The 11,939-nt window shown below is 71.3% G+C and carries 8 protein-coding genes; 5 read left to right on the forward strand and 3 right to left on the reverse strand.

Annotation, left to right across the window (positions count from 1 at the left end; all coding sequences use genetic code 11):
* Positions 1 to 32: 32 nt before the first annotated feature.
* Positions 33 to 3,659, forward strand: a complete 3,627-nt coding sequence (gene metH / locus CQ047_RS13275) for a methionine synthase (protein WP_105676026.1) — start codon at positions 33 to 35, stop codon at positions 3,657 to 3,659.
* Positions 3,660 to 3,710: 51 nt separating this feature from the next.
* On the opposite strand, the gene CQ047_RS13280 is transcribed toward metH, so the two are convergent.
* The 3 genes from CQ047_RS13280 to CQ047_RS13290 all read right to left on the reverse strand — a co-directional run bounded on the left by CQ047_RS13280 (position 3,711) and on the right by CQ047_RS13290 (position 8,249).
* Entirely contained in the window at positions 3,711 to 6,611 is a 2,901-nt protein-coding gene (locus CQ047_RS13280; RefSeq protein ID WP_105676028.1) for an ATP-binding cassette domain-containing protein, read from the reverse strand.
* The gene (locus CQ047_RS13285; protein WP_105676030.1) at positions 6,608 to 7,156 is read right to left on the reverse strand and encodes a hypothetical protein; all 549 of its coding nucleotides are present in this window, start codon (positions 7,154 to 7,156) and stop codon (positions 6,608 to 6,610) included. The genes CQ047_RS13280 and CQ047_RS13285 overlap by 4 nt, the downstream gene beginning before the upstream one ends.
* Before the next feature lie 79 nt (positions 7,157 to 7,235).
* A complete protein-coding gene (locus tag CQ047_RS13290; RefSeq protein ID WP_105676032.1) occupies positions 7,236 to 8,249 on the reverse strand; it encodes a GNAT family N-acetyltransferase in 1,014 nt (337 codons plus the stop codon).
* Positions 8,250 to 8,359: 110 nt separating this feature from the next.
* Between CQ047_RS13290 and CQ047_RS13295 the strand changes: the two genes are divergently transcribed.
* The 4 genes from CQ047_RS13295 to CQ047_RS13310 all read left to right on the forward strand — a co-directional run bounded on the left by CQ047_RS13295 (position 8,360) and on the right by CQ047_RS13310 (position 11,900).
* Complete coding sequence (locus CQ047_RS13295; protein ID WP_105676085.1) at positions 8,360 to 8,692, forward strand: PadR family transcriptional regulator; 333 nt, start codon at positions 8,360 to 8,362, stop codon at positions 8,690 to 8,692.
* A gap of 1 nt (position 8,693) precedes the next feature.
* Complete coding sequence (locus CQ047_RS13300; RefSeq protein WP_105676034.1) at positions 8,694 to 9,680, forward strand: permease prefix domain 1-containing protein; 987 nt, start codon at positions 8,694 to 8,696, stop codon at positions 9,678 to 9,680.
* An 83-nt stretch (positions 9,681 to 9,763) separates the two neighbouring features.
* Positions 9,764 to 10,675, forward strand: a complete 912-nt coding sequence (locus CQ047_RS13305) for a 1,4-dihydroxy-2-naphthoyl-CoA synthase (RefSeq protein WP_105676036.1) — start codon at positions 9,764 to 9,766, stop codon at positions 10,673 to 10,675.
* Between the two features lie 82 nt (positions 10,676 to 10,757).
* Positions 10,758 to 11,900, forward strand: coding sequence for an AMP-binding protein (locus tag CQ047_RS13310; protein WP_105676038.1), 1,143 nt, complete (start codon positions 10,758 to 10,760; stop codon positions 11,898 to 11,900).
* Positions 11,901 to 11,939: the final 39 nt, after the last annotated feature.

The raw sequence follows: 11,939 nt of genomic DNA on the forward strand, positions 1-11,939 counted from the left end.
ACATGGCGGGAACTCGCCCCTAGGCTGGGAGCATGTCGCACCCCCGTCACGCCCTCGACATCGAGGCCTTCGACCGCCCGGCCCGCTCGCAGGCGCTGCTGGATGCCGTGCACTCGCGCGTGGTCATCGCCGACGGCGCGATGGGCACCATGCTGCAGCAGCACGATCTGTCTATCGAGGCCGACTTCCAGGGGCTCGAGGGGTGCAACGAGATCCTCAACGTCACCCGCCCCGACGTGATCGGCGGCATCCATGACGCGTACTTCGCGACGGGCATCGACGCGGTCGAGACCAACACGTTCGGGGCCAACTGGTCGAACCTGTCGGACTACGGCATCGACGACCGCATCCATGAGCTCGCCGAGCGCGGCGCGCGCATCGCCCGCGAGCGCGCGGAGGCCGCCGAGGCCGTGGACGGTCGCGTGCGCTGGGTGCTGGGGTCGATGGGGCCAGGCACCAAGCTGCCGACCCTCGGCCACACCACGTACGACCATCTCAAGCAGACGTTCGCGCTGCAGGCGGAGGGCCTGATCGACGGAGGCGCCGACGCGTTCCTCATCGAGACCAGCCAGGACCTGCTGCAGACGAAGGCCGCGGTGAACGGATGCCGTCAGGCGATCGTGGCGCGCGGCATCCGTCTGCCGATCTTCGTCGAGGTGACCGTCGAGACCACCGGCACCATGCTGATGGGGTCGGAGATCGGCGCCGCGCTGACGGCGCTGGAACCGCTCGGGGTCGACGCGATCGGCCTGAACTGCGCCACCGGCCCCGCCGAGATGAGCGAGCACCTGCGCCACCTGTCGAAGCACTCCACGGTGCCGATCGCGTGCATGCCCAACGCGGGGCTGCCCGTGCTCGGCGCGAACGGCGCGCACTACCCGCTGACCCCTGCGGAGCTGGCGACCGCGCACGAGCAGTTCGTGCGCGAGTTCGGTCTGGGGCTGGTGGGCGGATGCTGCGGCACCACCCCCGAGCACCTCGCCGCCGTGGTCGAGCGGCTGGAGCCGTACCGCACCCGCGCGCTGACCACTCGCACGCCCGAGGTCGAGTCGGGCGTCGCGTCGCTCTACCAGCACGTGTCGTTCGATCAGGACGCCTCGTACCTCGCGATCGGCGAGCGCACGAACGCGAACGGCTCGAAGGCGTTCCGCGAGGCGATGCTGGAGGAGCGCTGGGACGACTGCGTCGAGATCGCCCGCAACCAGATCCGCGTCGGCGCGCACCTGCTCGACGTGTGCGTGGACTACGTGGGGCGCGACGGCGTCGCCGACATCCGCGAGGTCGTCTCGCGCTTCGCCTCGCAGTCGACGCTGCCGCTCGTGATCGACTCGACCGAGCCGCCCGTGATCCAGGCGGGACTGGAGCTCATCGGAGGGCGCCCCGTCGTCAACTCCGTGAACCACGAAGACGGCGACGGCGCCGACAGCCGGTTCGGCCGCATCATGCCGCTCGTGAAGGAGCACGGCACCGCGGTCGTCGCGCTCACGATCGACGAACAGGGACAGGCCCGCACGACCGAGGGCAAGGTCGCGATCGCCTCGCGCCTGATCGACTCGCTGGTGGGCGAGTGGGGCATGCGCGTGGAGGACATCATCGTCGACGCGCTGACGTTCCCGATCGCCACAGGCCAGGAGGAGACCCGGCGCGACGGCATCGAGACGATCGAGGCCATCCGGCAGATCACGCAGAAGTACCCCGGCATCCACACCACCCTCGGCGTCTCGAACGTGTCGTTCGGGCTCAACCCCGCCGCGCGCATGGTGCTGAACTCGGTGTTCCTGCACGAGGCGTCGGAGGCGGGACTGTCGAGCGGCATCATCGACGCCGCCAAGATCGTGCCCCTGGCCTCGCTGCCCGAAGAGCAGCGCAAGGTCGCGCTCGACCTGGTGTGGGACCGCCGCGAGTACGACGTCGACGGGAACGTCACCTACGACCCGCTGTCGACCATGCTCGACCTGTTCGCCGGAGTCGACACCGCGGCCCTGCGCGACCAGCGCGCCGCCGAGCTCGCGGCACTCCCCGTCGGCGAGCGGCTGGAGCGGCGCATCATCGACGGCGAGGGCAAGGGTCTCGAAGCCGACCTCGACCTCGCACGTGCCGAGGGCAAGACCGCGCTCGGCATCATCAACGACCACCTGCTCGAGGGCATGAAGATCGTGGGTGAGCGGTTCGGCGCGGGTGAGATGCAGCTGCCGTTCGTGCTGCAGTCGGCCGAGGTCATGAAGACCGCGGTCGCGCTGCTCGAACCGCACATGGAGAAGTCGGATGCCTCGGGCAAGGGCACCATGGTGATCGCGACCGTGCGCGGAGACGTGCACGACATCGGCAAGAACCTCGTCGACATCATCCTCACGAACAACGGCTACAGGGTGATCAACCTCGGCATCAAGCAGCCGATCGCCGACATCATCGCGGCGGCCGAGGAGCACGACGCCGACGTGATCGGCATGTCGGGCCTGCTCGTGAAGTCGACCGTCGTGATGAAGGAGAACCTGCTCGAACTGCAGTCCCGCGGGCTCGCGAAGAAGTGGCCCGTGATCCTCGGAGGCGCCGCCCTCACTCGCGCCTACGTCGAGGACGATCTGGCGGGCATGTTCGACGGCGAGGTGCGCTACGCCAAGGACGCGTTCGAGGGGCTCGCGCTCATGGAGCCGCTCGTGCGGGTCGCGCGCGGCGAGGACCCCTCCGAAGTCGGACTGCCGGCGCTCAAGAAGCGCATCCACGCGCGCGGCGCCCAGCTCACGCTGACGGAGCCCGAGGCGATGCCCGGCCGCTCCGACGTGGCATCCGACAACGAGGTCCCTGCGCCGCCGTTCTGGGGCACCCGCATCGTGCGCGGCATCGCGCTCGCCGACTACGCTGCCTTCCTCGACGAGCGCGCCACCTTCATGGGGCAGTGGGGTCTCAAGCCCGGCCGCGGCGAAGACGGAGCGTCCTACGAGCAGCTCGTCGAGTCCGAGGGGCGCCCGCGCCTGCGGTACTGGCTCGACCGGATCCTCGGCGAGGGGATGCTCGACGCCTCCGTCGCCTACGGCTACTTCCCTGTGGTGTCGGAGGGGGATGACGTCGTGGTGCTGCACCACGGCGACGACCCGACCGGCACCCTGGGCGTGCCCGGACTGCTCGCGCCGGACGGCGGATCGGGCGGCCCGCTCGGGTCGGACCGCCTGCGGTTCACGTTCCCGCGCCAGCGTCGCGATCGACACCTGGACCTCGCCGACTTCGTGCGCTCGCGCGAGTCGGGGCAGGTCGATGTGCTCCCCGTGCAGCTCGTCACCGCGGGCGCCGCGATCGACAAGGTCACCGCGAAGCTGTTCGCCGAGGACCGGTACCGCGACTACTACGAGCTCAACGGCCTCGTGATGCAGCTCACGGAGGCGCTCGCCGAGTTCTGGCACGCGCGCATCCGCTCCGAACTCGGCTTCTCGGCCGAAGACCCCACCGACACGGCCGGTCTGTTCAAGCTCGAGTACCGTGGCGCCCGCTTCTCGCTGGGCTACCCCGCGTGCCCCGACATGGAGGACCGCCGCAAGGTCGTCGAGCTGCTGCGCCCCGAGCGCATGGGCGTCGAGCTCAGCGACGAGCTGCAGCTGCACCCGGAGCAGTCCACCGACGCGTTCGTGTTCCACCACCCCGAGGCGAAGTACTTCTCGGTCTGAGCAGGCTGCATCACTGATGCCCGTCTGAGTCTCGACGCCCGCTGGCAGACGTCAGCGAAGCGGGGCGTCGACGGCCAGGTGGGGCGTCGACCGGGTACGGCGGGCCGCCACGGGCTTCGCGCGGCGGAGGGCGGTGAGCACGGGGCGGCCGATCAGCGCGACGCCCACGATCGTCGTGATCGCGCGCAGGGTGTCCCAGCCCGCGCTCGAGGTGACGAGCGAGTACAGCAGGAAGCTGCCGAGGTTCTGCCCGATCGGCGCACCCGGCGCGTAGGAGATGGCCGTGTCCGATCCGATCGCGAAGGGCCAGAACCACAGGTTCAGCAGCAGGCCGAACAGGTAGGAGGCGAGGGCTCCGTATGCGCACAGCATCACGATCTCGCCCCAGCCCCGGACCCTGCGGGGGAGGAGCCCTGCACCGGCTCCCACCCAGGCGCACGCGAACATCTGGAAGGGCGTCCACGGGCCGAACCCGCCGAACACGGTCGACGACAGCAGGATGGTGGACACCCCGAGCAGCATGCCGAACCGGGCGCCGAACGTGCGACCGGCGAGCACGAGCAGGATGAACACGGCCTCGACGCCGCCCACGCCGGTGCTCGCGATGCGCAGGGCCGTGCCGATCGCCGCGAGCACGCCGAGGTACGCGAGCACGTGCGCTGATCGCACGGTCTGGTCGAGGGCCGCGACGGCGACGACCACGGCGATCGGCGCCAGCGCGAGAGCGACCCACGGGACCGCCGCGTCGGCCTGCGCGGGCACCGCCGCGGCGACGAAGGGCCAGGTGAAGGATGCCAGGGCCACGAGGTTCGCGGCGAGAAGTGTGAGCGGTGTCCAGCGCGCGGCGGGACGAGGAGCGGCAGACCCCGCCACGCGCCCACCGGTCACGCGCGGTGAACGAGCCGGAGCGGGGGCGCCGGCCACGGCATCCGCCGCTCGCGGATCCGTGCGCAGCGCCGCGTCGATCCGCGATGCACGGCTCTTGCCCGCCCGCTCGACGAGGGAGGGCAGAGACGGCGCTGCGACGGATGCCGGGACGATGCCGTCCCGCATCGGCAGCACCTTCGCGCCGAGTGCCGCCGCGAAGTCGGCGTCGTGCGTCGCCATGAGCACGGCGGCGCCGGCATCCGCCGCCTGCTCCAGCGCGGAGCGCACCTGCTCGCGGGCGCGGGAGTCGAGTCCGCGCGTGGGCTCGTCGATCATCAGCGCCTCGGGGGAGCGCGCGAGCTGCAGGGCGATCGCCAGGCACCTGCGCTCGCCGAGGGAGAGATCGCGGGGATGCCGCGGCATCCGCTCTGCGAGACCTGCGGCGTCGAGGCTGAGGAATGCCGCGAATCGGTCGGCCGTGGACGTGGGGGAGTGGATGCCGTGCCGCTGCGCCGAGCGGTCGGCCCGCGCGCACTCGGCGGCGACGGTGTCGCGCGTGAACAGATCGTCGGAGGCGTCGGGGACGAGCACGGGGGCGCCGACGACCTCCAGGCCGTGCGGCGGCAGGGCGAGGGCCGTGAGCAGCGACGACTTGCCCGCGCCGTTCGGTCCGATCAGCGCGGCGATCTCGCCGTTCCCGAGAGCGAGGGAGGCGTCGTGCACCGCGACGACGTCGCCGTGGGCGATGCGGACGTGCGACGCCGCGAGGACAGGCGACGGAGACGCTGACTGAGGGAGAGGGTCCGACGCGGTGCGGTGCGGTGCAGCTTCCGGAAGGATGACGTTCGGCGTCGCGCTGCGCTCGGTCGACCCCGTCGACACCGTGCCCTGCTCGATCGACCGCCACTCGTCGGCGACGCCGTCGAACGCGGCGGCCCTGTGCTCGGCGACGAGCACGCAGGATCCGCCCTCGTGAGCCAGAGCATCCAAGGCGGCGACGACGCGCACGCGCGCCTCTGCGTCCAGATCGGCGAGCGGCTCATCCACGAGCAGCAGGATCGGCTGCTCGACCACCGCGGCGGCGATCGCGACCATCGTCGCCTCCCCCGCGGAGAGCGTGTGCACGGAGCGGTCCCGCAGGCCGGCGATGTCCAGGCGCTCCATCACCTCGTCGACGCGGGCGCTCACGATCACGGCGGCGACGCCGCGCAGCTGCAGCGACAGGCCGATCTCGTCGCGGACGAGCTCGCTGCAGAACGCCTCACGGGGGTTCTGCAGCACCACGCCGACCAGCCGCGAGGAGTCGCGCGGCGGCATCCGCCGTCGGTCCCGGCCTGCGACCTCGACGACGCCCGTCGACCAGCCCCCGTCGACGTGGTCCACGAGGCCGGCGAGCCCGCGAAGCAGCGTCGACTTGCCCGAGCCGGTCGGTCCGGTGACGACGGTGAGCGCTCCGGTGCCGAGGGCGAGCTCGGGCACCGTCAGCACCGCGTCGTCGCCGAACCCGAACGCCGCCTCCTGCAGCCGGACCGGGCTCGTGCACTCCCCGTCGACGGGGTCGCCGCCGAAGCCGCGCAGCTCCAGCCCGTTCGCGACGGCGGCGGCGCGTTCCAGGGTGCGTTCGAGCACCGGCACCAGCATCCGCGGTCCCGGCCTCTCGCCGCGAAGACGCTGGGCGGTGTGCACCGTGCGAACGGCCTGACCGAGCCCGGGGAGCGTGGACCAGGCGACGGCGAGAGCACGGGCGATGCCGCGCAGCGGACCGCGCCTCGCGAGCAGCCCGAACGCCCTGGACACGTCGAAGATCGCGTTCAGCAGCCCGAACAGCAGGATGACGGCGGCGATCGGCAGTGCGGACAGCGCGGCATCCGCGAGCCCGTCGACCGTCACGGGGCCGAGGAGTGTCACCCAGCTGAACGGCGCGGGGAGGCGGATCGCGGGCAGAGGGAGCAGCACCGGGCCGCTGCCGGCGGCTCCGTTGAAGAGCACGCGGTAGAGGATGCGGGCGACGACGAACACCGCCGCCAGCCCCGCCGCCGCGCGCAGCGGGCCGGGTCTCAGTCTGAGCCGGCCCGCATCGCTCACGACGCGGGTGCGGCGGGAGCGCCGTTCAGCGTGAAGAGCAGCTCGACGCTGTCGCCGGGGTTGAGCTCGAGGGCGGAGAGACCCGTCTGCGCGTAGTCCCACGTGCCGCCTGCGGGCTTGACCCACAGGCCCCAGTACGCGGCGGCCGGAGGCATGTCGGCGCAGGTCTCGTGGTAGGCGGCGCCGTCGTCGCCGGTCAGCTCGGTGTCTTCGGCGGGCACGCCGTTCACACGGCAGATCACGTCGTCGGGGTACGTCGTGGTGCCGACGGTGGTGAACCCGGCTTCGGAGACGGCATCCGTCCCCAGGATCTTCCCGTCCGTGTCGACGCAGACCGAGGCGGAGGGATCGTCGGAGACGTCGAGGTCGCCCGTGTCGACGACCACGGTCACCCCGGCGCACGACTCAGCAGACGCGGTCGACGAGGACGACGGCGACGACGTGGGCTCGGAGGAGGGCGTCGGCGGCGTACAGGCGGTCAACGCGAGCGTCAGGGCGGATGCCGCGACGAGGGACAGGGCGAGGTGGCGGGTCTTCGGGGTCACCGTTACACCCTACGGAATCGGGGACATCTCGCCCGTCCGTCGTGTCACATTCGGCCGCGCGCCCCGTCGCGCGGAGCCCTCACCTCAGGCGCTTCTGCAGCTCGCCCATCCGCTCCCGAGGGCGGAAGCCGAGCAGGGTGTTCACGGCGAGCATGTGCGCATTGGACTCCGCGTTGTACGTGTACACGCAGGGGGTCCCCGGTGACTCGTGCTGCAGCATCCTGAGGTTCGCGACCTTGACGGCCGTTCCCAGTCGGTGCCCTCGATCCTCACGGCGCACGAGCGTGCCCCACTGGTAGGCGTTGCCGTCGTCGCCCGAGACCACGATCTGCGTGTAGGCGGCGACAGCGCCGTCCGAGGCCAGCGCGACGGTGCCGAAGGAGATGCGGTGCTGCAGCACGAGCAGGTCCTCGGTCTCGCGGATGCCGGCGATGTCCGGCGTCGCGGGCTCGATGTCGAGCTCGCCGCTGGGGGCCTCGGTCTCGATCGACGCGTCCAGCGACGCCCAGCCCTCGACCACGTCGTCGGGTACAGGGCCGATCCAGCTCCGCAGCGTGTAGCCCTCGTCGGGGACTCCGGCCTGCAGTCGGTCGAGCAGCGCGGGGTCGACGGGCAGGTCCAGCCGGTTCTGCACGTCGCCGAGGGCGAGGGAGTAGCCGTGACGGCGCGCGAACTCGCGCCCCGGTGAACCGGAGCCGTCGGGTCCGAGCTCGTACAGCCAACTCGTCGTGGACTGCGCGGTGGTGCGTCCGGCAGCCACGGCCTCGCCTTCGAGGAAGGCAAGTGCGTGCGAGCCGTAGCCTCGACGCCGATGACGGGGCGGCACGCCGAGGCCGAGGTGCGCCACGTGCGTGTTGTCCTTGAGGGGCAGCGCGAGGCTCGCGGCGCCGATGCACTCGCCGTCCGAGCGCAGCAGGTAGGTCCGCCGCTCCACGGCCGACGAGTCCTGCTGCAGCTCTCGCCTGGTCTCCTCGCGGGTCCATACCGGGGTGCCCTTCGCGCGGTCGGCGCGCTCGGCCGCGGCGTACGCGTCCCACCACTCGTCGACCGTCGCATCGTCGAAAGGGTCGACCCGGCTGATCTCGAGACTCATCCCTCCACGCTACCCGGCGCCCTCTCCGGCCTCGGCAGGTGGGGAGCAGTGAAGGAATCTCATCAATGTGCGCTTGACTATAGTGTGTGACACACAGTAATGTGATGGGCATGAACGAGACGCTCGACACGCACCTGCAGGAACTGCGGCGCGGCACCGTCGTCCTGGCCTGCCTGCAGCTGCTGCGCACGCCCGGCTACGGCTACGGACTGCTCGAAGAGCTGGAGGCGCGCGGCTTCGCGACCGACGCGAACACGCTGTACCCGCTGCTCCGCAGGCTGGAGAAGCAGGAGTACCTCACCAGCGAGTGGAACACCGAAGAGGCCAGGCCCCGCAAGTTCTACCGCACCTCGGATGCCGGCATCCGGCTCGCCGACACCCTCACCGACGAATGGCGATCGCTCACCACAGCGATCTCCGCCCTCACCGCAGAGGAGAACTGACATGACCACGACAGCCACTCTCACCGAGCGCTACATCGCCGCCACGGTCAAGGGCCTGCGACCCGAGACGCAGGACGATGTGCGGGCGGAGCTCGAAGCCTCCATCGCCGACGCGATCGAGGCGCGTCTCGAGCAGGGCGAGGCGCCGGATGACGCAGAGCGCGCCGTCCTCACGGAGCTCGGCGACCCCGGCATCCTCGCCGCCGGGTACGCGGATCGTCCGCTGCACCTGATCGGTCCGCGCTTCTACCTCACGTGGTGGCGGCTGCTGAAGCTGCTGCTGGCGATCGTCCCGGTGTGCGTGCTCGGCGCCGTCGCCCTCGGGCAGACGATCTCGGGCGCGGCTGTGGGCGAGGTCATCTCGACCTCGCTCGTCGCGGCAGGTGGCGCGATCATGCACATCTGCTTCTGGACGACCCTCGTGTTCGTCATCCTCGAGCGCACCGGGAGCACGACGACGATCGACGAGTGGGATCTCGACAAGCTGCCCGAGATCACCGACGACGGGGTGGGGCGCAGCGAGCTGATCGCCTCGCTCGTCTTTCTCGGCATCGCGGCCGGTGCGCTGCTCTGGGACCGCTTCCGTGGCTTCGTCCCCGGTGAGGCGCTGCCGATCCTCGACCCGGCCCTGTGGCCGTGGGGCATCAGCGTCCTGTTCGCGCTCATCGTGGCCGAGGTCGTGTTCGCCGTCGTCGTGTTCCGTCGCGGCTGGAGCACCGGGCTGGCCGTGGTCAACACCGTCCTGGCGCTGGCCTTCCTCGCCTGGACGCTCGTCCTGCTGCTGGGCGGGCAGCTCGTCAACCCGGACTTCCTCTCGTACATCGTCGCCGTGGGCGGGGAGGGGTTCGCGGCCGGCGATGCCGGGGCCGCAGGCGAAGGCGGCGTCTTCCGCATCCTGGCCGTCCTCCTCGGGTTCGGCGTCGCGATCGGCGTCGGGTGGGACATCGTCGACGGATGGCTCAAGACCGTCCGCCGCAGCCGCCGCTGACGGCATCCATGCAGAAGGCGCTGTTCCCCGGGGGAGCAGCGCCTTCCGCATGTCCACGCGGTCACGGGAATAGGCTGGATGCCGTGACCACACCCTTCGTCTCCGACCTGTTCGATCCCGAGGAGTGGGTGCTCGCGCCCGGTGCCGAGGACTACACCGACATCACGGCGCACGTCACGCACGACGGCGGGGTCGCGCGCATCGCGTTCAACCGGCCGGAGGTGCGCAACGCGTTCCGTCCGCACACGGTCGACGAGCTGTATCGCGCCCTCGACATCGCCCGGCAGGACCCGCGCATCGGAGCCGTGCTGCTCACGGGCAACGGCCCCAGCCCGAAGGACGGCGGCTGGGCGTTCTGCTCAGGCGGCGACCAGCGCATCCGCGGACGCGACGGCTACAAGTACTCCGATTCAGAGACCACCGTGCACGACTCCGCACGAGGCGGGCGTCTGCACATCCTCGAGGTGCAGCGGCTCATCCGCTTCATGCCCAAGGTCGTCATCGCGGTCATCCCCGGGTGGGCCGCGGGGGGCGGGCACTCGCTGCACGTCGTGTGCGACCTCTCGGTGGCATCGGCGGAGGAGGCGCGCTTCAAGCAGACGGATGCCGACGTCGGCAGCTTCGACGCGGGATACGGTTCCGCGTACATGGCGCGGCAGACCGGCCAGAAGATCGCGCGAGAGGTGTTCTTCCTCGCTGAGGAGTACTCGGCGCAGCGCGCGTACGAGATGGGCGCGGTCAACCGCGTCGTGCCGCACGCGGAGCTGGAGCGCGAAGCACTGGCGATGGCCAGGACGGTGCTCACCAAGTCGCCGACCGCGATCCGCATGCTGAAGTTCGCCTTCAACGCCGTCGACGACGGACTCGTCGGCCAGCAGGTGTTCGCGGGGGAGGCGACCCGTCTCGCCTACGGCACGGACGAGGCCGTGGAGGGTCGCGACTCCTTCCTCGAGAAGCGCGCTCCCGACTGGTCGTCCTTCCCGTACCACTACTGATCCCGCTCATGGTCTCGACGATCTTCGACCCTCTCCACCCCGGCATCGTGGGGGAAAAGCCCCGTGCTCGGCGGGGCGACCGATGATCGCGCTCAGGCCCACGGATGCCGACGACCCGGTCGCGCTGCGTGAGGCGCTGGCTCGGGCGCTCGACGGCGGACCCGCTCTGGGCTTCGGCATGCTCGACGGCGCCCCTGAGCGCGTGCCAGACGGCACGGCCGCGGTCATCGCGACCTCCGGGTCGAGCGGCATCCCGAAGCGGGTGGTCCTGAGCGGGGAGGCGCTGCGCTCCAGCGCCGAGGCCACCGCGTCGCGGATCGGCAGCGGCCGCTGGCTGCTCGCCCTCCCCGCGACCTATGTGGCCGGGCTCCAGGTGCTCGTCCGCTCCGTCGTCGCCGGCACCGAGCCCGCCGTGCTCGAGGGCCGGTTCTCGGCGGAGACGTTCGCGCAGACCACCCTGTCCATGCTGCGCACGGGGGAGGAGAGGCTCTACACCTCCCTCGTGCCCGCGCAGCTCGCGACGCTGCTGGATGCCGCGGACAGCATCCCCGTCCGTGCGGCGCTGCAGGCCTACCGCGCCATCCTGGTCGGCGGTCAGGCGCTGCCGGAGCCGCTCCGCGACCGTGCGGGAGAGCTCGGTGCGCGCCTGGTCCGCACCTACGGATCGAGCGAGACGAGCGGGGGCTGCGTGTACGACGGCGAGCCCCTCGACACGGTCGCCGTCCGCTCCGTCGACGGAGAGCTGCACATCGCCGGACCCATGCTCGCCGACGGCTACCTCGGAGACGAGGAGCTCACCGCCCGCTCCTTCACCCGAGACGAGCACGGCATCCGCTGGTACCGCACCGGCGACCTCGGACTGGTGGAGGACGGCATCGTGCGGGTGCACGGCCGTGCGGACAATGTGATCGTGTCCGGCGGCATCAACATCTCCCTCGACCGGGTCGAGCGGATCGTCCGGCGCGTCCCCGGACTCAGCGGCGCCGTCGTCGTCGGCGTCGCGGACGAGCGCTGGGGTGAGGCCTCCGTGATCGTCGCCGCCCGTGGTGAAGCGCTCCGCCGCAGCGAGTCCGAGCAGCTCGCCCACGCGAGGGATGCCGTCGCCGAAGAGCTCGGCAGGCACGCGCGCCCCGCGCGGCTCATCCTCGTCGACGAGCTCGACGTCCTGACCTCGGGCAAGCCCGACCGCGAGTCGATCCGCAGGGCCGTCTCCGAGCTGCGCTGATCGTCGCCGTGGCGGGCGCGGTCTCCGGCAGGTGCCAGA

It is taken from the genome of Microbacterium sp. MYb72, from assembly GCF_002979415.1.
GTDB classification, from domain to species: Bacteria; Actinomycetota; Actinomycetes; order Actinomycetales; family Microbacteriaceae; genus Microbacterium; species Microbacterium natoriense.